Origin of the sequence: Novosphingobium sp. KA1, assembly GCF_017309955.1 — a bacterium.
In the GTDB taxonomy this organism is placed as follows: domain Bacteria; phylum Pseudomonadota; class Alphaproteobacteria; order Sphingomonadales; family Sphingomonadaceae; genus Novosphingobium.
This window is the reverse complement of sequence record NZ_CP021247.1, coordinates 1,095,070-1,119,048: the sequence shown is the minus strand read 5'-3', so window position 1 is coordinate 1,119,048 and position 23,979 is coordinate 1,095,070. Positions and strand designations below refer to the sequence as shown.

General features: G+C 65.1%; 17 protein-coding genes. 3 read left to right on the top strand and 14 right to left on the bottom strand.

Features of this window, described 5'->3' with window-relative positions:
• Positions 1 to 112: 112 nt before the first annotated feature.
• From rplL to CA833_RS05550, 5 genes are all read right to left on the bottom strand, one after another.
• The gene (rplL, locus tag CA833_RS05570; RefSeq protein WP_021232876.1) at positions 113 to 484 is read right to left on the bottom strand and encodes a 50S ribosomal protein L7/L12; all 372 of its coding nucleotides are present in this window, start codon (positions 482 to 484) and stop codon (positions 113 to 115) included.
• 87 nt (positions 485 to 571) lie between these two features.
• A complete protein-coding gene (gene rplJ / locus CA833_RS05565) occupies positions 572 to 1,084 on the bottom strand; it encodes a 50S ribosomal protein L10 (protein ID WP_142637037.1) in 513 nt (170 codons plus the stop codon).
• A 358-nt stretch (positions 1,085 to 1,442) separates the two neighbouring features.
• Positions 1,443 to 1,700 carry a helix-turn-helix transcriptional regulator gene (locus CA833_RS05560; protein ID WP_207079483.1) on the bottom strand — a complete coding sequence of 86 codons (258 nt, stop codon included), beginning with the start codon at positions 1,698 to 1,700 and terminating at the stop codon, positions 1,443 to 1,445.
• The gene (locus CA833_RS05555) at positions 1,700 to 2,248 is read right to left on the bottom strand and encodes a DUF2975 domain-containing protein (RefSeq protein ID WP_242526284.1); all 549 of its coding nucleotides are present in this window, start codon (positions 2,246 to 2,248) and stop codon (positions 1,700 to 1,702) included. Before CA833_RS05555 ends, CA833_RS05560 begins: the two co-directional genes overlap by 1 nt.
• Positions 2,249 to 2,274: 26 nt before the next feature.
• Positions 2,275 to 2,466 carry a hypothetical protein gene (locus CA833_RS05550; protein ID WP_207079482.1) on the bottom strand — a complete coding sequence of 64 codons (192 nt, stop codon included), beginning with the start codon at positions 2,464 to 2,466 and terminating at the stop codon, positions 2,275 to 2,277.
• Between the two features lie 456 nt (positions 2,467 to 2,922).
• Between CA833_RS05550 and rpoB the strand changes: the two genes are divergently transcribed.
• The 3 genes from rpoB (at position 2,923) to CA833_RS05535 (ending at position 13,822) form a co-directional block, all read left to right on the top strand.
• Complete coding sequence (gene rpoB / locus CA833_RS05545; protein ID WP_142637044.1) at positions 2,923 to 7,074, top strand: DNA-directed RNA polymerase subunit beta; 4,152 nt, start codon at positions 2,923 to 2,925, stop codon at positions 7,072 to 7,074.
• Positions 7,075 to 7,156: 82 nt separating this feature from the next.
• Positions 7,157 to 11,461 (top strand): DNA-directed RNA polymerase subunit beta', encoded by a 4,305-nt coding sequence (gene rpoC / locus CA833_RS05540; RefSeq protein ID WP_142637046.1) that lies wholly within the window; start codon positions 7,157 to 7,159, stop codon positions 11,459 to 11,461.
• Positions 11,462 to 11,623: 162 nt separating this feature from the next.
• Entirely contained in the window at positions 11,624 to 13,822 is a 2,199-nt protein-coding gene (locus CA833_RS05535) for a bifunctional diguanylate cyclase/phosphodiesterase (RefSeq protein WP_207079481.1), read from the top strand.
• 210 nt (positions 13,823 to 14,032) lie between these two features.
• Here the strand turns inward: CA833_RS05535 and CA833_RS05530 are convergent, their stop codons facing one another.
• The 9 genes from CA833_RS05530 to hisS form a co-directional block, all read right to left on the bottom strand.
• The gene (locus CA833_RS05530) at positions 14,033 to 14,560 is read right to left on the bottom strand and encodes a TIGR02281 family clan AA aspartic protease (RefSeq protein WP_207079480.1); all 528 of its coding nucleotides are present in this window, start codon (positions 14,558 to 14,560) and stop codon (positions 14,033 to 14,035) included.
• Positions 14,561 to 14,571: 11 nt separating this feature from the next.
• Positions 14,572 to 15,309: a hypothetical protein gene (locus tag CA833_RS05525; protein ID WP_207079479.1), complete on the bottom strand. Its 738-nt coding sequence runs from the start codon at positions 15,307 to 15,309 to the stop codon at positions 14,572 to 14,574.
• The gene (ispG, locus tag CA833_RS05520) at positions 15,306 to 16,436 is read right to left on the bottom strand and encodes a flavodoxin-dependent (E)-4-hydroxy-3-methylbut-2-enyl-diphosphate synthase (protein WP_207079478.1); all 1,131 of its coding nucleotides are present in this window, start codon (positions 16,434 to 16,436) and stop codon (positions 15,306 to 15,308) included. Before ispG ends, CA833_RS05525 begins: the two co-directional genes overlap by 4 nt.
• A gap of 136 nt (positions 16,437 to 16,572) precedes the next feature.
• Positions 16,573 to 17,802, bottom strand: coding sequence for a methionine adenosyltransferase (gene metK, locus CA833_RS05515; protein ID WP_207079477.1), 1,230 nt, complete (start codon positions 17,800 to 17,802; stop codon positions 16,573 to 16,575).
• Between the two features lie 41 nt (positions 17,803 to 17,843).
• Complete coding sequence (lnt, locus tag CA833_RS05510) at positions 17,844 to 19,511, bottom strand: apolipoprotein N-acyltransferase (RefSeq protein WP_242526283.1); 1,668 nt, start codon at positions 19,509 to 19,511, stop codon at positions 17,844 to 17,846.
• A 165-nt stretch (positions 19,512 to 19,676) separates the two neighbouring features.
• Positions 19,677 to 20,555 carry a DUF4167 domain-containing protein gene (locus CA833_RS05505; protein WP_207079476.1) on the bottom strand — a complete coding sequence of 293 codons (879 nt, stop codon included), beginning with the start codon at positions 20,553 to 20,555 and terminating at the stop codon, positions 19,677 to 19,679.
• 239 nt (positions 20,556 to 20,794) lie between these two features.
• Positions 20,795 to 21,649 carry a peptide chain release factor N(5)-glutamine methyltransferase gene (prmC, locus tag CA833_RS05500; protein WP_207079475.1) on the bottom strand — a complete coding sequence of 285 codons (855 nt, stop codon included), beginning with the start codon at positions 21,647 to 21,649 and terminating at the stop codon, positions 20,795 to 20,797.
• Positions 21,642 to 22,712, bottom strand: coding sequence for a peptide chain release factor 1 (prfA, locus tag CA833_RS05495; RefSeq protein ID WP_207079474.1), 1,071 nt, complete (start codon positions 22,710 to 22,712; stop codon positions 21,642 to 21,644). Before prfA ends, prmC begins: the two co-directional genes overlap by 8 nt.
• Complete coding sequence (hisS, locus tag CA833_RS05490; protein ID WP_207079473.1) at positions 22,709 to 23,965, bottom strand: histidine--tRNA ligase; 1,257 nt, start codon at positions 23,963 to 23,965, stop codon at positions 22,709 to 22,711. Before hisS ends, prfA begins: the two co-directional genes overlap by 4 nt.
• Positions 23,966 to 23,979: the final 14 nt, after the last annotated feature.

The following is a 23,979-nucleotide window of genomic DNA, read 5'->3' as shown; positions in this document are numbered from 1 at the left end:
TCAAGCGGACATGATCATGCGCGGATGGGCAGCTCCGCACGCCACAAACGAAAAGGGCGGCCCCGAGAGGCCGCCCTTTCCTTTTTCTGCTCGGAAGAACCCGAGAAGAAGATTACTTGAGCTCGACGGTGCCGCCGGCTTCTTCGATCTTCTTCTTGATTTCTTCGGCTTCAGCCTTCGAAGCGCCTTCCTTGACGGCCTTCGGGGCGCCTTCGACGAGAGCCTTGGCTTCAGCCAGGCCCAGACCGGTGATGGCGCGGACTTCCTTGATGACGTTGATCTTCTTGCCACCGTCGCCGGTGAGGATCACGTCGAATTCGGTCTTTTCTTCAACAGCGGCGGCTTCGCCGGCCGGGGCAGCAGCCACGGCAACGGCAGCAGCGGCGGAAACGCCCCATGCTTCTTCGAGAGCCTTGGCGAGGTCAGCGGCCTCGAGGACGGTCAGCTGCGACAGTTCTTCAACAAGCTTGGCGATATCGGCCATGATAATAACTCCTGATCTGTGGTCCCGGGGTGCTGGATGCGGTCCGCCGGGATAAATCGTTACGAAATGAATTGCTTAAGCTTGAACTCAAGCAGCCTTGTCGGCGTAGGCAGCGAAGACGCGCGCCAGCTTGGCCGCCGGAGCGGTCTGCAGCTGGGCGATCTTGGTCGCCGGAGCCTGAACGAGGCCGATGAGCTTGGCGCGCAGTTCGTCGAGCGAGGGCATCGAGGCGAGAGCCTTGACACCAGCCGCATCCAGAACCTGCGAACCCATCGAGCCGCCGACGATCTCGATCTTGTCGGTCGTCTTGGCGAAGTCGACGACGGCCTTGGCAGCTGCGACGGGGTCCACCGAAGTGGCGATGGCCGTCGGGCCGGTCAGGAAGTCGCCGATACCGACGTAGTCGGTGTCCGCGATGGCAAGCTTGGCAAGACTGTTCTTTGCAACCTTGTAGGTAGCACCGGCTTCACGGATCTTGCCGCGCAGGGCGGTGGACTGGGCCACCGACATGCCGAGGTTGCGGGTGATGACCACCACGCCGACCTCGTTGAAGACCGCGTTGAGCTGGGCGACCGAATCGGCTTTCTGCAAACGATCCATGCCTTACTCCTTCACATGTGACCGTTTGGAACTTGCGTTCCGCACGGCCGGCTACGTTTGTCCGAAGCGCTGATGCGCTTCGAGCGGGTCCGTTGGCGATGGGGAAGGAGTTCTTCGGGGTGAAACCCGAATAGGGCACCACGCTTCATAAGGAGCGAGGGCCGGAAAATTTCCTGTTCCCCGTCTAGGCTGGAAATTAAGCACCCGCAAAATCGGGAGCACCAACTGTCTCGGACGGATGAACGAAGGGCCGGGGCCCAACGGTTCGAGGGCGCCTTTGCCGCAAAGCGCCCTCGGAGTCAAGTGAGTCGGTCCCGGCTCTCAGGCCCGGCTTTCGGGCCAGCTTTCAGGCCAGCTTTCAGGCCTCTGCGGGCGCGGCGGCCGGTTGCTCGCTGGCGTAGCCCAGCAGGTCACCCGGTTGGCAATCGAGTTCCCGGCAGATCGCTTCGAGGGTGGAGAAGCGGATCGCCTTGGCCTTGCCGGTCTTGAGGATCGACAGGTTTGCCAGGGTGATGCCGATGCGCTCGGCCAGTTCGGTCAGCGTCATGCGGCGGGCGTAGAGCAGGTCGTCGAGCTTGACCACGATATTGCCTCCTTCGTTGCTGTCATCGCCCATCACACGGTTCCTTCGAGGTCAGCGCGCATCTCCGCCCCCTTGCGGAAGACGCGGGCGAGGATGAACAGGATCAGCATCAGCAGCAGGCCGTTGCCGGAAATGCCGCCGATCGTGTCGATGCGGGTATGGCCCTCGCCGATCCTGTTGATCATCGCGCCAAGGCCTGCAAGCGGGGCGCCGAGCAACTGCACGGCCAGCGTCAGCCACGCCATCTGGGTAAGGCGCCGGGCGTTGTCCGGCACGAAGGGGTCGCCCTCGCCGACGGTGCCGACGATGCGCTTCAGAAGCTGGAACACCCGGAACAGGATGCCGCACAGGAGTGCGGCGAAAACCAGGATCGCGCTGACCACCCAGAAGAACTGCGGCATCACGAGGGGCATGTCCTTGGCGATCTGTGCCGAGATGTCGTCCTGGAACAGCAGCATTAGTGGAATGGCCAGGAGGCAGGCGGCGACGGCGATGATCATGCTGGCCATCAGGAACCACAGGAGCCCCTTGGCGACGGCCAGCAGCGGGTCGCGGGTGATCGATTGCATGGTGGAGGTCATGTTTGCTTGCCCCTCTTTCGGCAGGATTACATCAGTGCCGGCGCGGAAGGCGCGGCGATGACGATGGTGACGTGGGTGCCCGTTTCGGCGGCGATCGGCCGGTGGTCCGCGGCTTCGGCCGGGGCTGAGACGGTCGGCAGCCAGAAGGCGGTGGTCAGGAGTGCGGCCAGCCCCGCGGCGAGCGGGCGGGAGGCCTTGTGCATCTGCGACTGGGTCATTGGTCGTTCTCCGATATGTTCGATATCGATATTCAATAAGTCGATTCGCGCTTATCGTCAATCGATAATATTGAAAAACGATATGTTCATGATTGTTTCCCGGTAAGGCGGCGTTGGCAGCAGGGCTGTGTACTGCGGCGGGAGGTGGCGGATCCCGGTGGGCCAAATTGACAGTGGGTGGCCCGGCCCCTATATGGTCGCCTCGCTCGATGGCCTCGAGCAAGGCTGCCCATGCGCGGGGGCATGCCCGGGAAGGAGGCCTTCGGGATTTCATCCGATGCATCAGGCTGCTGGCCGCAATGGGCATTCCGTCAGGGATTCCGCGCGTGCCGGGCGGCCTTTTGGCGTTTCGGGTGCCCTGCTTTTGCAGCAGGGATTACGTCCTCGCAGACGAGATTTTCAAGGGGTCGTTCATCGCGAATCGGCCCCGAACCGAAGAGGCAAAAAGACCAGCTCATGGCCACCAAGCCCGCACACGTACGCTCTGCAAAGAAGCGCATCCGCAAGATCTTCGGCGACATCCACGAAGTCGTCCAGATGCCCAACCTCATCGAGGTGCAGCGCGAGAGCTACGAACAGTTCCTGCGTTCGAACCCGGCGACCGGTTATGTTTCCGGCCTCGAGAAGACCCTGCGCTCGGTCTTCCCGATCCGTGACTTTGCGGGCACCAGCGAACTCGACTTCGTGCACTACGAGCTGGAAGAGCCGAAGTACGACGTGACCGAGTGCCGCCAGCGCGGCATCACTTACGCGGCCCCGATGAAGGTCACGCTGCGCCTGATCGTGTTCGAAGTCGATGCCGAGACCGAGACCCGTTCGGTCCTCGATATCAAGGAGCAGGACGTCTACATGGGCGACATGCCGCTCATGACCGAGAACGGCACCTTCTTCATCAACGGCACCGAGCGCGTCATCGTATCGCAGATGCACCGTTCGCCGGGCGTCCTGTTCGACCACGACCGCGGCAAGACGCACTCCTCGGGCAAGTATCTTTTCGCTGCCCGCGTTATTCCGTACCGTGGTTCCTGGCTGGACTTCGAGTTCGACGCCAAGGACATCGTCAACGTGCGTATCGACCGCAAGCGCAAGCTGCCGGTCACCTCGCTGCTGTTCGGTCTGGGTCTCGACAGCGAAGCGATCCTCAACCACTTCTACGAGACCGTGACCTGGAAGCGTGGTTCGGGCGGCTGGCAGCTGCCGTACCAGGCCGAAGCCTGGCGCGGTGCCAAGCCGGCATTCGACATCGTCGACGCCAAGTCGGGCGAAGTCGTGTTCCCCGCCGGACAGAAGATCAGCCCGCGTGCCGCCAACAAGGCGCAGAAGGACGGTCTTGAGGAACTGCTGATCCCGACCGAGGAAATCTTCGGCCGCTATTCGGCCAAGGACCTGATCGACGAGTCGACCGGCCGCATCTACATCGAGGCCGGCGACGAGGTGTCGCCCGAAAACCTCGACGCGCTCGACCGCGCCGGCATCGACCAGATCGACCTGCTCGACATCGACGACATCAACACCGGTCCCTGGATCCGCAACACGCTCAAGGCCGACAAGGCCGAGAACCGCGACATGGGTCTGGAAGCGATCTACAAGGTCATGCGTCCGGGCGAACCGCCGACGAAGGAAACCGCCGAAGCGCTGTTCGAAGGCCTGTTCTTCGACGCCGACCGCTACGACCTTTCGGCCGTCGGCCGCGTCAAGATGAACATGCGCCTCGGCCTCGATGCCGAGGACACCGTGACCACCCTGCGCGTCGAGGACATCCTCGCCGTGGTCAAGGAACTGGTGAACCTCAAGGACGGCAAGGGCGAAATCGACGACATCGACAATCTCGGCAACCGCCGTGTGCGTTCGGTGGGCGAGCTGCTCGAGAACCAGTACCGCGTCGGCCTGCTCCGCATGGAGCGCGCCGTGAAGGAGCGCATGAGCTCGGTCGACGTGTCGACCGTGATGCCGAACGACCTCATCAACGCCAAGCCCGCCGTGGCCGCCGTTCGCGAGTTCTTCGGTTCCTCGCAGCTCTCGCAGTTCATGGACCAGACCAACCCGCTGTCGGAAGTCACCCACAAGCGCCGCGTTTCGGCGCTCGGGCCGGGTGGTCTTACCCGTGAGCGCGCCGGCTTCGAAGTCCGCGACGTTCACCCGACCCACTATGGCCGTATCTGCCCGATTGAAACGCCGGAAGGCCCGAACATCGGTCTGATCAACTCGCTGTCGACCTTCGCCCGCGTCAACAAGTACGGCTTCATCGAAACCCCGTACCGCAAGGTGAACGACGGTCACGTCACCAAGGACGTGGTCTACCTGTCGGCGATGGAAGAGCAGAAGCACACCGTCGCGCAGGCGTCGGCCGAGCTGAACGCCGACGGCTCGTTCGTCGAGGAACTCGTCTCGGCTCGCCAGAACGGCGAATTCGTGATGAGCCCGCGCGATCAGGTCACGCTGATGGACGTTTCGCCCAAGCAGCTCGTCTCGGTGGCCGCCTCGCTCATTCCGTTCCTGGAAAACGACGACGCCAACCGTGCGCTCATGGGCTCGAACATGCAGCGTCAGGCCGTGCCGCTCGTGAAGGCGGACGCTCCGTTCGTCGGCACCGGCATGGAAGAGACGGTTGCACGCGATTCGGGCGCGGCGATCTCGGCGCTGCGCGCCGGTATCGTCGACCAGGTTGACGCGACCCGTATCGTTATCCGCGCCTCGGGCGATATCGAACCCGGCAAGTCGGGCGTCGATATCTACCGTCTGCAGAAGTTCGAGCGTTCGAACCAGTCGACCTGCATCAACCAGCGTCCGCTGGTGAAGGTGGGCGAAGTCGTGCAGGCCGGCGATACCATCGCCGACGGCCCGTCGACCGAGTTCGGCGAACTGGCCCTGGGCCGCAACGTGCTCGTCGCGTTCATGCCCTGGAACGGTTACAACTACGAAGACTCCATCCTGATCTCCGAGCGCATCGTGAAGGACGACGTGTTCACGTCGATCCACATCGACGAGTTCGAAGTGATGGCCCGCGACACCAAGCTGGGGCCGGAAGACATCACGCGCGACATCCCGAACGTCGGCGAGGAAGCCCTGCGCAACCTCGACGAGGCGGGCATCGTCTACATCGGTGCCGAAGTGCACCCGGGCGACATCCTGGTCGGCAAGATCACCCCCAAGGGCGAAAGCCCGATGACGCCGGAAGAAAAGCTCCTGCGCGCCATCTTCGGTGAAAAGGCCTCGGATGTCCGTGACACCTCGCTGCGTCTGCCGCCGGGCGTTTCGGGCACGATCGTCGACGTGCGCGTGTTCAACCGTCACGGCATCGAGGTCGACGACCGTACCCGCGCGATCCAGAACGAGGAAATCGAACGCCTCGCCAAGGACCGCGAGGACGAACGTGCGATCCTCAACCGCGCCACCTACAACCGTCTGAAGGACATGCTCCTCGGCCAGGTTGCCGCTTCGGCGCCCAAGGGCCTCAAGAAGGGCGTGGAGATCACCGAGGACGTGCTGGCCGAGGTCGAGCGTCACGAGTGGTGGAAGTTCGCGGTTGCGGACGATCACATGCAGTCGCAGCTCGAAGCGGTGAAGACCCAGTACGACATCACCGTCAAGGCGATCCAGGAGAAGTTCGAGGACCGCAAGGAGAAGCTGGAACGCGGTGACGAACTCGCGCCCGGCGTACTCAAGATGGTCAAGGTCTTTGTTGCCGTGAAGCGCAAGCTTCAGCCGGGCGACAAGATGGCAGGCCGTCACGGCAACAAGGGTATCATCAGCCGCATCCTGCCGCTGGAAGACATGCCCTTCCTCGAGGACGGCACGCCCGTCGACTTCGTGATGAACCCGCTCGGCGTGCCTTCGCGCATGAACGTCGGCCAGATCTTCGAAACGCACCTTGGCTGGGCCGCCCGCGGTCTGGGCGCGCGTATCGGCGAGGCGCTGGATGCATGGCGCGTGGCCAACCCGAACCCGGTTGCCGGCCAGCCGCCGGAAGCCGTTCGCGAGCTGCTCAAGGAGATCTACGGCGACAACTACACCGCCGATATCGACTCGCGCAGCGACGAGCAGATCGTCGAGTTCGCCCAGTCCGTCCGCAAGGGCGTGCCGATGGGCTCGCCGGTGTTCGACGGCGCGGTCGAGAAGGATGTCTCCGACATGCTCAAGCTCGCCGGTCTCGACGAGTCGGGCCAGGTGAACCTCTACGACGGCCGTACCGGTGACTGCTTCGACCGCAAGGTCACGGTGGGCATGAAGTACGTGCTCAAGCTGCACCACCTTGTCGACGACAAGATCCACGCCCGTTCGATCGGTCCGTACTCGCTCGTCACCCAGCAGCCGCTGGGCGGTAAGGCGCAGTTCGGCGGCCAGCGCTTCGGTGAAATGGAGGTCTGGGCCCTCCAGGCCTACGGCGCCGCCTACACCCTGCAGGAAATGCTGACGGTGAAGTCGGACGACGTGGTCGGCCGTACCAAGGTCTACGAAGCGATCGTCAAGGGCGACGACACCTTCGAAGCCGGCATTCCGGAGAGCTTCAACGTTCTCGTCAAGGAAATGCGCTCGCTGGGCCTCAACGTCGAGCTTACGAGCCACGACGACATCGAGGACGACGGCACGGCGCTGGCGGCGGAATAACGGGATCACGGGCGGAGCCGCCGCGCTCCGCCCGCCCCAGTTTCCGTCCGATTAGAGAATTCACCCCCAGAGGGATTGAACCATGAACGACCTGACCAAGTTCACCAACCAGATGGCGAAGCCCGAGACCTTCGATCAGATCCAGATCGGTCTCGCGAGCCCCGAGCGTATTCGCTCCTGGTCCTTCGGCGAGATCAAGAAGCCGGAAACCATCAACTACCGTACGTTCAAGCCCGAGCGTGACGGCCTCTTCTGCGCCCGCATCTTCGGTCCGGTGAAGGACTACGAATGCCTTTGCGGCAAGTACAAGCGCATGAAGTACAAGGGCGTCGTCTGCGAGAAGTGCGGCGTCGAAGTCACCGTGACCAAGGTGCGCCGCGAGCGCATGGGCCACATCGAGCTGGCCGCTCCGGTCGCGCACATCTGGTTCCTCAAGTCGCTGCCCTCGCGCATCGGCCTGCTGCTCGACATGCAGCTCAAGCAGCTTGAGCGTGTCCTCTACTTCGAGAGCTACATCGTCATCGAGCCGGGCCTGACCCCGCTCGAGAAGTACCAGCTGCTCACCGAAGACGAACTGCTCGACGCCCAGGACGAGTATGGCGAAGACGCCTTCTCGGCCGGCATCGGCGCCGAGGCGGTGAAGCACATGCTCATCAACCTCGACCTCGAGCAGGAGCGTGCGGACCTTCTCCAGGAACTTGAGACGACCAAGTCGGAACTCAAGCCCAAGAAGATCATCAAGCGCCTCAAGGTCGTGGAATCGTTCATCGATTCGGGTAACCGTCCCGAATGGATGATCCTTGAAGTCGTCCCGGTCATTCCGCCCGAACTGCGCCCGCTGGTGCCGCTGGACGGTGGCCGTTTCGCGACGTCGGACCTCAACGACCTCTATCGCCGCGTCATCAACCGCAACAACCGCCTGAAGCGCCTGATCGAGCTGCGTGCGCCGGACATCATCGTCCGCAACGAAAAGCGCATGCTGCAGGAAGCCGTCGACGCCCTGTTCGACAACGGCCGCCGCGGCCGCGTCATCACCGGTGCCAACAAGCGTCCGCTCAAGTCGCTGTCCGACATGCTGAAGGGCAAGCAGGGCCGCTTCCGTCAGAACCTGCTCGGCAAGCGCGTCGACTATTCGGGCCGTTCGGTCATCGTGACCGGTCCGGAACTCAAGCTGCACCAGTGCGGTCTTCCCAAGAAGATGGCGCTCGAGCTGTTCAAGCCGTTCATCTACGCGCGCCTTGACGCCAAGGGTCTGTCGATGACCCTGAAGCAGGCCAAGAAGTGGGTCGAGAAGGAGCGCAAGGAAGTCTGGGACATCCTCGACGAAGTCATTCGCGAGCACCCGGTCATGCTGAACCGCGCGCCGACGCTCCACCGTCTGGGCATCCAGGCGTTCGAGCCGGTGCTGATCGAAGGCAAGGCGATCCAGCTGCACCCGCTCGTCTGCTCGGCCTTCAACGCCGACTTCGACGGTGACCAGATGGCCGTCCACGTGCCGCTCTCGCTGGAAGCCCAGCTGGAAGCCCGCGTGCTGATGATGTCGACCAACAACATCCTCTCGCCCGCCAACGGCAAGCCGATCATCGTTCCTTCGCAGGACATGGTTCTCGGCCTCTACTACCTGTCGATGGACCGCACCGGTGAACCGGGCGAAGGCATGAAGTTCGCGGACATGGCCGAAGTGCACCAGGCGCTTCACGTCGGCGCCGTGACCCTGCACTCGAAGATCGAGGCCCGCGTGCCGCAGACCGACGAGAACGGTCAGCAGTACATGAAGCGCTTCGAGACCACGCCGGGCCGCATGCTGCTGGGCGAATGCCTGCCGAAGTCGCACACGGTGCCCTTCGACGTCGTCAACCGCCTTCTCACCAAGAAGGAAATCGGTGACGTCATCGACCAGGTGTATCGTCACACCGGCCAGAAGGACACGGTGCTGTTCGCCGACGCGATCATGTCGCTCGGCTTCCGCAACGCGTTCAAGGCGGGCATCTCCTTCGGCAAGGATGACATGATCATCCCGGATTCGAAGGAAGCCCTGGTGAACGAGACCAAGGAACTGGTTGCCGACTACGAGCAGCAGTACCAGGACGGCCTCATCACCCAGCAGGAAAAGTACAACAAGGTGATCGACGCCTGGAGCCGTTGCGGCGACCAGGTGGCAAACGCCATGATGGAAGAGCTCAAGGCTCAGCCGATCGATCCCGAGACCGGCCGCATGGCGCAGATCAACTCGATCTACATGATGAGCCACTCCGGTGCGCGTGGTAGCCCGGCGCAGATGAAGCAGCTGGGCGGTATGCGCGGCCTTATGGCCAAGCCGTCGGGCGAGATCATCGAAACGCCGATCATCTCGAACTTCAAGGAAGGTCTGACCGTTCTTGAATACTTCAACTCGACCCACGGCGCCCGTAAGGGTCTGGCCGACACCGCGCTCAAGACGGCGAACTCGGGTTACCTGACCCGCCGTCTGGTCGACGTGTCGCAGGACTGCGTTGTCGTGATCGAGGATTGCGGTACCGAGCGTGCGCTGGAAATGCGTTCGATCGTGCAGGGTGGTTCGACCATCGCCTCGCTGGCCGAGCGTATCCTGGGCCGTACCCTGGCCGAGGACATCCTCGACAAGGAAGGCAACACGGTTGCCGCCAAGGGCCAGCTCCTCGACGAAGCCGCTGTGGCCGCGATTGAGGCGACCGGCCTGCAGGCTGCCCGCATCCGTTCGCCGCTGGTCTGCGAAGCTCAGCAGGGCGTCTGCGGCAAGTGCTACGGCCGTGACCTGGCCCGCGGTACTCCGGTCAACATCGGTGAAGCTGTCGGCGTCATCGCCGCACAGTCGATCGGTGAACCGGGCACCCAGCTCACCATGCGTACCTTCCACATTGGCGGTGCCGCGCAGCTCAACGAAACCAGCCACCTGGAATCGATCTGCGACGGCCGTGTCGAGTATCGTGACATCCCGACCATCGTCGACAAGCGCGGTCGCCGCCTGTCGCTGGCCCGCAACGGCGAGATCGTGGTGTTCGACAGCGAAGGCCGCGAACGTGCGATCAGCCGCGTGCCTTACGGTACCGTGCTGCTCCACACCGACGGCGCTTCGGTGAAGGAAGGCGAACGCCTGGCCGAGTGGGATCCGTTCTCGCTGCCGATCATCACCGAAACCTCGGGCGTGGTGAAGTATCAGGACCTGATCGACACCCGCACGCTGACCGAGCACGTCGACGATGCAACCGGCATGACCAGCCGCGTCGTCACCGAAGACCGTTCGTCGCGCACCGCGAAGAAGAAGGAAGACCTGCGTCCGCGCATCACCCTTCTGGACGATTCGTCGGGCGAGACCGCGCGCTACATGATGGCGCCGGGCACCACGCTGTCGGTCGAGGACGGCCAGGCGGTCGAAGCGGGCGACATCATCGCCCGTGCCAGCCGCGAAGCCGCCAAGACCCGCGACATCACCGGTGGTCTGCCGCGCGTTGCCGAACTGTTCGAGGCCCGCAAGCCGAAGGACAACTCGATCATCGCCAAGGTTTCCGGCCGCATCGAGTTCGTGCGCGACTACAAGGCCAAGCGCAAGATCGCGATCATTCCGGAAGAGGGTGATCCGATCGAGTACCTGATCCCGAAGAGCCGCGTGATCGACGTGCAGGAAGGCGACTTCGTCAAGAAGGGCGACAACCTGATCTCGGGTTCGCCCGATCCGCACGACATTCTGGAAGTCCTCGGTGTCGAGGCGCTGGCGGAATACCTCGTGGCGGAAATCCAGGAAGTCTACCGCTTGCAGGGCGTGAAGATCAACGACAAGCACATCGAGACGATCGTTCGTCAGATGCTGCAGAAGGTCGAGATCACCGCGGGTGGCGACACCACCCTGCTGCCGGGCGAACAGGTCGACTACGAAGAGATGTTCGAGATCAACAGCAAGCTTCCCGAGGGCAAGATGCCCGCGGAAGGCAAGCCGGTGCTGCTCGGCATCACCAAGGCTTCGCTGCAGACCCGTTCGTTCATTTCGGCCGCGTCCTTCCAGGAAACCACCCGCGTGCTCACGCAGGCGGCGGTCGAAGGCAAGAAGGACACCCTGATCGGCCTGAAGGAAAACGTCATCGTTGGCCGCCTGATCCCGGCGGGTACCGGTGCCGGCATGAACCGCATGCGCGTCGCCGCGTCGAGCAGGGACGCTGCCCTGCGCGCTTCGTACCGCCGCATGCAGGAAGCTCTGATCGCTGCCAACTCGGCGGAAGAAGAGCATGCCGCCGAACTGGCCCAGGGTCCGGAAGCGGCGATCGGCAACGATCCGCTGGCGATCGTCGAGGGTGAAACCCATGGTCTGGACGCCGATGCCGGCGATTACCTGATCAAGGGTGACGATCAGGCCGAAGGTGAAGGCGAAGCGTAAGCTTGCCTTCCCCCGGCTTCGCAGCCCCATGAAAAACCCCGCCGGAGCGATCCGGCGGGGTTTTTTCTTGGATTTGGCCTTTTGGGCGCCTTGTCATGGTTACGGGAAAGTAACCTTCGAGCGACTAAGCACTTGTCCTGAGATGCTGGCAGGACAGGGTCGATGGCCTGGAATTTCGGACGTTCAGACAGGTTGGCCGCGCGCGCGGCGTCCCGGCAGGCCCCGCTGCTGGGAGCGGAAGAAGCGCAGAGCTTCTGCCGGGCGGTGGAAGGCATCGACGGTATCGGCTTCTGGGCATCCGACGCGCAGGGCGCGATCCGCTATCTGTCGGACAAGGCGCTCGTCCGGCTGCCCTCGCCCGATGCCGTGCTTGGCCAGCCGCTGACCGATGTTTTTGATACGCGCGATGACGGTGCCGGATCGGGACGCAGTCTGCGCTTCGTGCTTTCGCGCCGCTCGCGTTTCGAGAAGCTGACCGTCTGCACTGGTGATGGCGGTCAGCGCCGCTGGTGGCAGCTGTCGGGCGAGGCACAGTTCGGGCCAGGCGGCGGGTTCGAGGGCTTCTGCGGGCTCTGCGCGGAGATCACCGACGAACGCCGGGTCGCCGAGGAGAACTCGCGCGATGCGATGCACGATCCGCTGACCGGGCTGATCAATCGGCGCGAGATGGCGCGGGCGCTGGAACGCACGCTCTCGGCCTACCGCGTGCAGGAACGCCCCTGTGCGACGCTGCTGATCGATCTGGACCGTTTCAAGCAAGTCAACGATACACTGGGCCATTCGACCGGCGATGCCCTGCTGCGGCAGGTTGCCGATCGTCTGGTGACGATCGTCGGCCAGGCCGAGCGGATCTGCCGGCTCGGCGGCGACGAATTCCAGATCCTAGTCCCCGATGTCGAGGATCGGGGCGATCTCGGTAATCTCGCCGAGCGGATTATCGCCATGCTTTCGCAGCCCTATTCGGTGGAGGGCAATCGCTGCATCATCGGCGCCTCGGTGGGTATTGCCGTGGCCCCGTTCGACGGCCAGGATGTTGATGAACTGGTGCGCAACGCCGATCTTGCGCTCTATGCCGCCAAGCACGGTGGGCGAGGGCGGTTCCGCTTCTTCTCACGCGATCTGCTGACGGCGGCGGAAGACCGCCGGATGCTGGAGGAACACCTCCACGATGCGCTGGCTCGCGGCGAACTGGAACTTCATTACCAGCCGATCGTCGCGGCGGGCAGCGATGCGGTTTCCGGCGCCGAGGCGTTGATGCGCTGGAACCACCCCGGCAAAGGGGTGATCAGCCCGGCCCAGTTCATCCCCATCGCCGAGGAATCGCCGATGATCTGCCAGATCGGCGAATGGGCGCTGCGCCAGGCCTGCCAGGATGCGGCGCAGTGGCCGGGGGACTTGCGCGTGGCGGTGAACGTCTCGCCGCGCCAGTTCACCGATCCGGGGTTCCCCGCGGTGGTGGCAAGCGCGCTGGCGGCCTCGGGGTTGGCGGCGGAGCGCCTCGAGCTGGAGATCACCGAAGGCGTGTTCCTGGCCGAAGGGGCGGATACCGATGCCCGCTTCCACACGCTCAAGGCACTGGGGGTGCGGCTTGCCCTCGACGATTTCGGCACCGGCTATTCCTCGCTCGGCTACTTGCGTACGGCTCCCTTCGACAAGATCAAGATCGACCAGAGCTTCGTGCGCGGCACCGCCGAGGCGGGCACACGCAACAAGGCACTGATCAGCGCGATCGTCGCCATGGCCAAGGCCATCGGCATGGAAACCACCGCCGAGGGCATCGAGACGCTCGATCAGCTGGCGATGATGCGCGAACTCGGCGTCAGTCATGTTCAGGGCTTTGTCTATGCCCAGGCGATGCCGGCAGCGGAATTCCTCGCTGCCGCCGCCCAGCCGCACTGGGGCATCGTGCCGAGCGGACCTGCCCGCCAGCGCGGCGAGCGTATTTCGATGTTCCGCTGGATCGGCGCGATCCACGAGGATCATTACTATCCGGCCGTGCTGCGCAATCTCTCGGCCACCGGCGCGCTGATCGACGGGCTGGAGGACGTTCCGGTGGGCACGCGCTTCGTGCTCTATTTCGGCGAGGGCCAGTTGGAGGTGGCGACGGTGCGGCGCACGATCGGCGAGCAACTGGGGGTGGCCTTCGAGAAGAGCCTGGTCAACGACGGTAACGGGGGGCTTTGCACCCGCACGCGAATTTCGCCTTACGATCTCGTCAATGCCGGGTTGCCGCCCGATTTCGAGGTCAGCACGATCCGCACGCCGATCGCGCCGCGCGACGGTCGGATCGCGATCCCGGCCTTCACCTCGACCGTCGGGCGCAAGGCGATACAGGGAACAGGCGTCTCGACTGGCGGCTGACGCACGCCGACCGGCGACATGGCCTCGCGCGGCGGAACGGGCGATAGAGGGGGTACCCCCCGTTCCCGCAAGGCCATACGCTCATGGACTCCCCTGTATCAAAAGTCGTCCGGGCCTCTTACCTCTCGGCTGCCGTGATGACGGCTTTTGTGGTCTGGTATGGTCTTGCGGGATTTGGGACCGGACCATGGGACGGGGCGGTCTGAGCCCTCAGGGTTTGGGGCTGCCGAGCGTCATGCGCTGACCCTCTATCCGGACATCCCCTATTTGCGAGAGGAACGACTGGCCGAGCAGCGAGACGTCGAGCCCTTCGGGGATGATGGCCGCCGGCACGTCGCGCGCCGTCATGCCGCCCAGTTCGACGCGGGAGAGTCTGACCGGCACGCCGTAGACGGGGCCTGTGGCGCCGCGTCCGATCGGGGCGACGTCATTATCGCTCCAGCTCAGTCCGACGGCACGGGCATCGCTGCCAGTCAGCACCACGAGGGAGGCTCCGGTATCGATCAGGAAATGGGTGCTGTGCTGCTCGACGCTGGCATCGGCGTAGAAGTGGCCGTCGGCGGCGCGGGGTAGTTCGATCTCTCCGGCCAGCCATGCCGTCCGGGTGCGGCCTTCATCACCGGGGGTGACCGAGGCAGGGCCTGATGGAGCGGAGCCGGTTCCCGCATCGAGGTGCGGGGCGAGCCAGGCCACGCCGCCCAGTGCGGCAACCAGCAGGAAAAGAGGGCCCGAACGCATGGGGTCTGACCCTAGGCGTAAAGGTTTAACGATTCCGTGCAGGCGTCTTCGCCGCGGTAGCCGTGGTGGAGACCGGTGGCGGCAAGCGATGCCATCTGCCCCACCACCAGCGCATCGAGCAGCATGAGCAGCCAGACCAGCCAGATCGGGCGGTCCAGCGCGGCAATATGGTCGGCGCGGTGCAGCACCTGCAGCAGCAGCCAGACCGGGCCGATGTGGAGCAGGATCCGCAGGGCCTTGGTCCAGCCGCTGCGGTAGATCGCCAGCAGCCCGGTCTCGCGATCACCCAGCAGTCCGCCAACCATCAGCACCAGCCCCGGCAGACTGGCGAGCGTGAGCACCAGGCTCATCGTCAGCTGAACCACCGGCGCCACGCGCAGATCGAGCAAGGCCGGAAGCGAGGCGACTATCTGGACGCCGAGCCCCAGCAGGACCTGCTTCCAGGCAATCCCGGCAAGGCTCCAGCCGCGCAGACCGGCGGCACGATTGGCCCAGAACCGCGCGCCCGCGAGCACCGCCAGCACTAGCGCGGCGATCTTGACCCCGCCGAACGCCAGGCGCTGCGGATCCAGCGCCAGGCTGGTGAAAGCCTCCTGGCTGGCGAACATGCCCAGACGGATCTCGACGGCATGCTGCGCCAGTTCCGGCAGCACCGCGATGAGCGGAACCAGCGGGGCAAGCGCCCAGAGCCGCACCGAATCGCGCAGCGTCGCGCCCAGCCCGCCGAGTTCGCGCTTGAGGCGGCTCATTCGGCGGCCTGGGCCTCCGCCGCGGCATTGGCGGCTTCGATCTCGGCGGCCTTGGCCTCGACCAGCTTGACGATATGGTCGAGCATGTCTTCCGATTGCACGACATGGTCGGTCACCCCCGAAAGGTAGACCATGTGCTTGCCGTTGCCGCCTCCGGTCAGGCCGATGTCGGTCTCGCGCGCCTCTCCCGGCCCGTTCACGACGCAGCCGAGCACCGAGAGCGAAAGCGGCGTCTTGATGTGCTGGAGACGGTCTTCCAGCGCTTCCACCGTGCGGATCACGTCGAAGCCCTGGCGAGCGCAACTGGGGCAGGAGACAACACGCACGCCGCGCGTGCGCAGGCCGAGGGCCTTCAGCATCTCGAAACCGACACGCACTTCCTCTTCCGGCTCGGCCGAGAGCGAGACACGCAGGGTGTCGCCGATGCCGGACCACAGCAGCATGCCCATGCCGATCGAGGACTTGACGGTACCGCCGATGAGCCCGCCCGCTTCGGTGATGCCGAGGTGCAGCGGGCAGTCCACCGCCTCGGCCAGCCCCTGGTAGGCGGCGACGGCGAGGAACACGTCGCTGGCCTTCACGGCCACCTTGTATTCGTGGAAATCGTGGTCCTGCAGCAGCTTGATATGGTCTAGCGCGGATTCGACCAGCGCCTCTGGGCAAGGCTCGCCGTACTTTTCGAGCAGGTCCTTCTCGAGGCTCCCGGCGTTGACGCCGATGCGGATCGCACAGCCGTTGGCCTTGGCTGCGCGCACCACTTCGGCGACGCGGTCGTTCGAGCCGATGTTGCCGGGGTTGATGCGCAGGCAGGCGGCACCGGCATCGGCGGCTTCGAGCGCGCGCTTGTAGTGGAAATGGATGTCGGCGATCAGCGGCACGCGGGCGGCGCGTACGATCTCCTTCATCGCCGCGGTGCTTTCCACGTCCGGGCAGGAAACGCGGATGAGGTCGGCGCCGGCATCCTCGCAGCGGCGGATCTGGTCGATCGTCGCCTTGGCGTCGGACGTCAGCGTGTTCGTCATGGTCTGGACCGTGATCGGGGCATCGCCGCCGACGGGGACATTGCCGACCATGATCTGGCGGCTCTTGCGGCGCTCGATGTCGCGCCAGGGACGTACGGAAGACATGGCGCTCCCTATAGGCGTTCCATGTCTGGGTTTGAAGCGCGATTACGGTCGAGATGGATCGATGGAGCGCAAAACGCAGAAAAGGGGCGAGGCCTTGCGGCCTCGCCCCTTCAATTCTTCAGGCCTTGAGGCGCGTTCAGGCGACGGCAGTCGCCAGCGCGGCCTTGAGGTCCTCGACCAGGTCGGTGCGCTCCCAGGGGAACAGGTCGCCCTCGGGCTTGCGGCCGAAGTGACCATAGGCGGCGGTCGGGCCGTAGATCGGCTTGTTGAGGCCGAGGCCGACGCGAATGCCGCGCGGGGTCAGGCCGCCGAGCTTGTCGGCCGCGACCTTGGCAATCGCCACTTCGAGGTCGGCGTCCGCAACGGTGCCGGTGCCATGGGTGTCGACGTAGAGCGAAAGCGGCTCGGACACGCCGATGGCGTAGGAGACCTGGATCGTGCAACGCTTGGCAAGGCCGGCCGCGACCACGTTCTTGGCGAGGTAGCGGGTGACGTAGGCCGCCGAACGGTCGACCTTGGTGGGATCCTTGCCCGAGAAGGCGCCGCCGCCGTGCGGCGAAGCGCCGCCGTAGGTGTCGACGATGATCTTGCGGCCGGTCAGGCCGGCGTCGCCGTCAGGGCCGCCGATCTCGAACTTGCCGGTCGGGTTGATGTGGAACTTGGTGGCCTCGGTCACGAAACCGTCGGGCAGAAGCTCGCTCACGACCTTCTTCACGTAGGCCTTGAGTTCGGCGTCCTTGGTGCCTTCGTGGTAACCGGGCTTGTGCTGGGTCGACACGACGATGGCAGTCGCTTCGACCGGCACGCCGTTCTCGAAGCGCAGGGTGACCTGGCTCTTGGCGTCGGGTTCGAGGAAAGGCGCGGCGCCCGAGTGACGGTCGGCGGCGAGGCGTTCGAGGATCTTGTGGCTGTAGTCGAGCGTGGCGGGCATGAGGTCCGGCGTCTCGTCGCAGGCGAAGCCGAACATGATGCCCTGGTCGCCGGCGCCTTCATCCTTGTTGCCGCTCGAATCGACGCCCTGGGCGATGTCCGCACTCTGCGGGTGCAGATGGTTCTCGAAGACGAGGTCCTGCCAGTGGAAACCGGCCTGTTCGTAGCCGATGCGCTTCACGGTCTCGCGCACCACGGTCTGGATTTCCTCCTGCGCGCCCTGTTCCCAGTGGCCGGCGGTATCGATCATGCCCTTGCCGCGCACTTCGCCAGCCAGCACGACGCGCTGGGTGGTGGTGAGCGTTTCGCACGCGACGCGTGCTTCCGGGTCCTTCGACAGGAACAGGTCGACGATGGCATCGGAAATCTGGTCCGAAACCTTGTCGGGATGACCTTCGGAGACGCTCTCGGAGGTGAAGACGTAGTTATTGCGCATCGGGACACCACATATAAAGAAATCTTTATGTGGGTCCGCGTCTACTCCCCCCGGCGGCGGAGCGCAATGCCAGAAACCGCAATCACCAGCAGAAGTGCGGCAAATGCAAGCGGCAGCAGGTTGCCCCAGCGTGCGAAAAGGGTGGGATGATGGGATGGCGGGATCAGTCCGTCGAGCCGTCCGGCCTGGTGCCAGGGCACATGGGCACGCACGATGCCGTTGGCATCGATCACCGCGCTGATGCCGGTGGTGGTGGAGCGCATGACCGGCAGGCCTTCCTCGATCGCGCGCAGGCGGGCCTGCGCCAGATGCTGCGGCGGGCCCCAGGCGCCGAACCAGCCGTCGTTCGACGGATTGAAGATGTAGTCCGGGCGCAGGCGCGGATCGACCACTTCGCCGCTGAAGACGATCTCGTAGCAGATCTGTACCCCTGCCTTGCCCCAGTCGCCGAAGTCGATCGTCCGGGGGCCGGGGCCGGGCAGGAAGTCCAGCGCACCGGGGACGAGGCGGGTCGCGCCCAGCGGCTCCAGCAGCCAGCGCAGCGCGAGGTATTCGCCGTAAGGCACGAGGTGGGCCTTGGAATAGGAGGCGATGAGGTTGCCGTCGCCATCGATCGCGCTGACCGAATTGCGGGCCGCGATTTCCTCCTCGTCCTTCATCACCACGTCGACGGCGCCGGTCATCAGCAGCCCGTAGGGGCCGATCACCCGGCCGATCCGACGGCGGGCGAGTACCGGGTCGCCGGCATAGGTATAGATGCGGTAGAGGTAGGGCGGATAGCCGTCGCGGACATAGTCGCCAAGGCCTGATTCCGGCCAGAACACCAGGCGCTTCTCGCCCGGGCGCCGCGGCAGCGAGAGGCGGGCGAGGGTGATGAAATTGGTCTCGAAATTGCGCGGATCGTCGATGAATTCCTGGCGGATGTCGGGCTGGACGAGGGTGAAGCGTACGGCGCCTTCCTCGCGCTGGGCCCAGGGGTCGGGCAGGAGCATCACTGCGGTCAGCGCGGCGTAGATCGCCAGCATCGGCAGCGCCCAGGCCCAACGCCGGGCGCGTTGGCGCTTTGGCGGCGCGGCTTGGCTCAGCCGCAGGCACAGTCCGGGCAGGGCGGCGAGCAGCACCAGCAGGCCGGAAAGGCCATAAGTGCCGATCCAGGGCGCCGCCAGTGCCAGTCCGCGGGTCTCGAAACCCCCGAGCAGGGCGATGCCGAGCGGGTTCCAGGCAAATCCGGTGAAGACCCAGGCTCGCAGCCATTCCGCGACGATCCAGCACCCCGCCGTGGCCAGGGCTAGCGCTGCGAACACGGCGGGGCCGCCTGGCTGGCGGGCTCGGTGCAGCACCAGCCAGCCACCGAGTGCGGCCAGCGCGGGATAGATCGCAAGGTAGAGCGAAAGCAGCACCACTGCGACCATGCCCAGCCATGCCGGCATGTTGGCCTGATAGGTGAAGGCCGTCGCGATCCAGTTGTTGCCGAGCGTGAAGTGGCCGAGCCCGAAGCACCAGCCGATCAGGAACGTTCGCTGCCAGCCCGGTGCGCGGGCGACGAGTTCGAGCAGGACCGCCACGCCGATGAGCGTTAGCGGCCAGAGCGAGAGCGGCTGGAATCCGCAGGCTGCTGCGGCGCCGGCGAGAATGGCTAGGGCGCCGCTGGCAAGGCGGGGGTGCCGGGACAGGACGGTGCGGCCGGGAAGGGCCGGTTCGGATTTCACGGCGCGGATGTCACGGCAGGGCCTCGCGGGGCAAAGGAATCGTCCTGCGCGGCTATGTCGGCAAGCCTTTCGAGACGCAAGCGGGAAGCTGGAAACGAAACGGCCCGCATACTGCCTCGAGAGGCGGTATGCGGGCCGTTGCGATTACGGGCTTGCGGCCCGTTCTTAGGAGTTCACTGCCTCCAGCGTGCTGTCACCGGCTTCGTCGGCTGGCGGAGCGGCCTTGCGGGTGCGGCGACGGCGGGGCTTTTCCTCGCCGGTCGCTTCGTCGACGGGCGCGGCGGCGGCAGGCTTCTTTTCCTTCTTCTCCGGTTTGGCGGAGATGGCGGGCGGAAGCGAGGCGGGGTCGAGGACGGCCTCGGTCGGTGCGGCTTGGGCGGCAGGTGCCGTCTCGGCGCCGTCGGCGTCCTCGTGACGATCGCGGCGCGGCTTGCGCGGCTTCAGGCCACGGTTGCTGCGGGCGTCGCGCACGAAGGGGTTTTCGGCCGGTTCGTAGACCGAACGGTTGCCGTCGGCTTCGACCTGGTCGCTCTCGGCTGCGGCCTCGGATTCGGCAAATTCGTCGGCCGGCGCTTCGACGCGGGGTGCGCGTTCGTGGCGCGGCTGGCGCTCCTGACGGTCATAGCCGCGTTCAGAACGGTCCTGACGCTCGGCTCGTTCCTGGCGCTCGGGACGTTCCTGGCGCTCGGGACGTTCCTGACGTTCCTGGCTGCGTTCGGGCACGGCGTCGTAGTCGCCGTAATCGTCGCCATAATCGTCCGAATAATCAGGCGAGCGGTCGTCGCGGCGGGGCTGGCGAGCCTCGTCCTGACGCTGCTTCTGGTCGGCGATCACGCGGAAATAGTGGTCTGCGAACTGGAGGTAGTATTCCTCCGTCACACGGTCCCCGTTGAGATGCGCGTCATGGGCCAGCTTCTTGTACTTCTCCAGCAGCTGCGGAGCGTTGCCGCGAGCCCTGCTGTCGATCCGGTTGGTCTGCTGGCCGCCCTGCTGGCGATTGTTACCGCGGCCGCGCCGACGGTTGTTACCACGATTATTATTCAAGGATTTATTTCCTCAAAACCCAGGGCATCGGCCGGATCCTTTCGGGCCGATCTGCCACACGTCACATGATCACGGATCGCCCCCGAGTGCCGTGATCTCCATCGTTGCCGAGTCGTAGCGCGTTTTCGCCGCGACGGTCATGCAAATGATGGAGATGAAGCGTCCGCATGGGAAATTCCATCCATGTGCCGCTTCGCGTTAATCCTTAGGCATTCCGGAGCGGGATTCCAAGAGGAATCTTACGCAATTGTTGAAAACTCGAGCACGCGTGGACGATTTCCAAGGTCGCGATGCAAGCGACTGGAAAGGCCTGCTTCTTGTCCGATCGCGGCAACCGACTCGGCCTGGCGATAGCCGATCTCGACCAGCGCGACTCCGCCCGGAGCCAGCAGCCGGGGCAGTTGCGGCACCAGTACCCGGTAGTCGTCTAGGCCTTCCTCACCGGCATAGAGCGCGCTGGCCGGCTCGAACGCGGCGACCGAGCGATCGAGGGTGACGGTCGTCTCGACATAGGGTGGATTGGCCAGAACAAGGTCGAACGGGCCGCCGAGCGGCTCGTCCCAGCAGGGGCTGTGCCAGTCGGCCTCGGCGATGCGGGCGCGGTCGGCCAGGCCCAGCGCCTGCGCATTGGCGGCAGCGACGGCACGGGCACCGGGCGAGCTGTCAATGCCGACTCCGGTAGCCCGGGGCAGGTTGGCGAGCACTGCCAGCAAGAGGGCGCCGGACCCGGTGCCGCAGTCGAGCACCCTGCGGGCCTCGATTCCTGCCCGTGGAGGGACCGCGAGCGCGGTTTCGACCAGAACTTCGGAATCGCCGCGCGGGATCAGCACTTCGGGGCTGACCATGAAGGGCATTCCGAAGAATTCCTGATGGCCGGTGATATAGGAGACCGGTTCATGCTTCCCGCGGCGCTCCACCAGCGCCGCGAAACCCGCCGGCGCGGGATCACGCATGCGCGCCAGCAGCATCGCAGAGCGCGAGCAGCCCAGCGCATGGGCCATCAGCACTTCTGCGTCGAGCCGGGCGGTATCGCTGGTTGCGCAGAGGCGTTCCGCCGCCTCGCGGATCGCTTCGCCGACAGTCCGGTCAGGCATCCATGGCGGCAAGGCGCTTGGCCTCGTCCTCGGCGATCAGGGCATCGACCAGTTCGGCCAGGCCAGGGCCTTCGAGAATCTCGGGGAGGCGGTGCAGGGTCAGGTTGATGCGGTGATCGGTGACGCGACCTTGCGGGAAATTGTAGGTGCGGATGCGCTCCGAGCGGTCGCCCGAGCCGACCATGGCCTTGCGGGCCTCGGCCTCGGCGCCGTGGGCTTCCTCGCGCATCTTCTCGTAGAGGCGCGCGCGCAGGACCTGCATGGCCTTGGCCTTGTTCTTGTGCTGGCTGCGCTCGTCCTGGCAGATCACCACGAGGTTGGTCGGCAAGTGGGTGATGCGCACGGCCGAATCGGTGGTGTTGACGTGCTGGCCGCCCGCGCCCGATGCGCGGAAGATGTCGATCTTGAGGTCCTTGTCCTCGATCTGCACATCGACTTCGCTGGGTTCGGGCAGCACCGCCACGGTGGCCGCCGAGGTGTGGATGCGCCCGCCCGATTCGGTGACCGGCACCCGCTGTACGCGGTGGACGCCGCTCTCGAACTTCAGCTTGGCAAAGACGCCCGCGCCCGCGACGTTGGCGACGACTTCCTTGAAGCCGCCGAGGTCGTTGGCGTTGACGCTGATCATCTCGACCCGCCAGCCTTGCTCGGCGGCATAGCGTTCGTACATCCGGTAGAGATCGGCGGCGAACAGCGCGGCCTCGTCACCGCCGGTGCCGGCGCGGATTTCCAGCATGGCCGGGCGCACGTCGGCCGCATCGCGCGGCAGCATGGCCACGGCGAGCTGGCGCTCGGCCTCGGGCAGGTCGGCCTTGAGGCGGAGCACCTCCTCTTCGGCCAGTGCGCGCATGTCGGGGTCCGGGTCTTCCAGCGTCTGGAGCATGTCCAGTTCGCCGCGCATCGACACGACTTCGGCGGCGACACGCGCCACCGGTTCCAGCTCGGCATAGTCGCGACTGGCGGTGACAAAGGCGTCGCCTTCCAGCGTTCCAGAGGCAAGGCGTGCCTCAAGCTCGGAGAAACGCGCGGCGATCTGCGCCAGACGGGTGTCGGATATGCTCACGGATGGACCGACTGGAGAACCTGCTCGACCGCGAGATACTCGGCGGTCGGCTCGGCCGCACGCAAGTTGGCGACGGGGGCGCCGTCCTTGCTGCCGAACGAGACGAGCACCTTGGCGCCCATCTTCACGGCCTTGTCGAAGCGCTTGCGGGCCGATCCGGTGGCGACCATCTCGGCGTCGAGGCCCTGGAAGCGCAGTGCGGTGATGACTTTCTGGGCATAGGCCAGCGCGGCGTCGTCCTCGACTGCGAGAACCACGGTCAGCGGCGCTTCGACCAGTACGCCGGCATCGGCGACGAGCATCGACAGGCGCTCGATCCCTGCCGCCCAGCCCACCGCCGGGGTGGCGGGGCCGCCGAGGCTTTCCATGAGCCCATCATAACGGCCGCCGCCAAGGACAGTGCCCTGCGCGCCGAGGCGGGTGGTGACGAATTCGAAGGCGGTGTGGCGATAATAGTCGAGCCCGCGCACCAGCGAGGGCGCACGCTCGTAGGCGACACCGGCGGCATCGAGGCCGGCCGTGACCGCCGCGAAGAAGTCCTGCGCCTCGCCCGAGAGGAAGTCGTCGATCTTCGGGGCATCGCTGACAAAGACCTTGTCGCGCGGGTCCTTGGAATCGAGGATGCGCAGCGGATTGCGCTCCAGCCGATCCTGCGAATCTTCCGAAAGCTCGGCTTTGTGGGCACGGAAGTATTCGACCAGCGCGGCGCGCCAGGCGTCGCGGCTCTCGGCATCGCCCAGGGTGTTGAGCTGCAGCGTCACCCCGTCCGAAATGCCCAGTTCCTTGAGCAACTGGTCGGCCATGACCAGCAGTTCCACATCGGCAATCGGCTCGGGCGAACCGATCAGTTCGGCGTCGATCTGGTGGAACTGGCGATAGCGGCCCTTCTGCGGGCGCTCGTAGCGGAACAGCGGGCCGTGCGTGGCGATCTTGACCGGCGCGAACTGCTTCCAGCCATTGGTGAGGTAGGCGCGGGCGATGCCGGCGGTGAATTCGGGGCGCAGGGTCAGCGATTCGCCGCCGCGGTCCTCGAACGAGTACATTTCCTTGGAGACGACGTCGGTGGTTTCGCCGATCGAGCGCGAGAACACTTCGGTCTTTTCGAAGACCGGCATCTCGGCGCGGCGGAAGCGATACAGCTTGCGGACACGTTCGAAGGTTTCGACGACATGTGCGAACGCCTCGGCGTCGGGGCCGAAGATATCCTGGGTTCCGCGGATCGCCTGAGGCGTTTTGGTCGATGTCGTGCTCATAACGCGCGCGCTTA

Bases quoted from the DNA above. Each gene is read 5' to 3' on its own strand.
- rplL (WP_021232876.1), bottom strand. From the start codon at position 484: ATGGCCGATATCGCCAAGCTTGTTGAAGAACTGTCGCAGCTGACCGTC.
- rplJ (WP_142637037.1), bottom strand. From the start codon at position 1,084: ATGGATCGTTTGCAGAAAGCCGATTCGGTCGCCCAGCTCAACGCGGTC.
- CA833_RS05560 (WP_207079483.1), bottom strand. From the start codon at position 1,700: ATGGGCGATGACAGCAACGAAGGAGGCAATATCGTGGTCAAGCTCGAC.
- CA833_RS05555 (WP_242526284.1), bottom strand. From the start codon at position 2,248: ATGACCTCCACCATGCAATCGATCACCCGCGACCCGCTGCTGGCCGTC.
- CA833_RS05550 (WP_207079482.1), bottom strand. From the start codon at position 2,466: ATGACCCAGTCGCAGATGCACAAGGCCTCCCGCCCGCTCGCCGCGGGG.
- rpoB (WP_142637044.1), top strand. From the start codon at position 2,923: ATGGCCACCAAGCCCGCACACGTACGCTCTGCAAAGAAGCGCATCCGC.
- rpoC (WP_142637046.1), top strand. From the start codon at position 7,157: ATGAACGACCTGACCAAGTTCACCAACCAGATGGCGAAGCCCGAGACC.
- CA833_RS05535 (WP_207079481.1), top strand. From the start codon at position 11,624: ATGGCCTGGAATTTCGGACGTTCAGACAGGTTGGCCGCGCGCGCGGCG.
- CA833_RS05530 (WP_207079480.1), bottom strand. From the start codon at position 14,560: ATGCGTTCGGGCCCTCTTTTCCTGCTGGTTGCCGCACTGGGCGGCGTG.
- CA833_RS05525 (WP_207079479.1), bottom strand. From the start codon at position 15,309: ATGAGCCGCCTCAAGCGCGAACTCGGCGGGCTGGGCGCGACGCTGCGC.
- ispG (WP_207079478.1), bottom strand. From the start codon at position 16,436: ATGTCTTCCGTACGTCCCTGGCGCGACATCGAGCGCCGCAAGAGCCGC.
- metK (WP_207079477.1), bottom strand. From the start codon at position 17,802: ATGCGCAATAACTACGTCTTCACCTCCGAGAGCGTCTCCGAAGGTCAT.
- prmC (WP_207079475.1), bottom strand. From the start codon at position 21,649: ATGCCTGACCGGACTGTCGGCGAAGCGATCCGCGAGGCGGCGGAACGC.
- hisS (WP_207079473.1), bottom strand. From the start codon at position 23,965: ATGAGCACGACATCGACCAAAACGCCTCAGGCGATCCGCGGAACCCAG.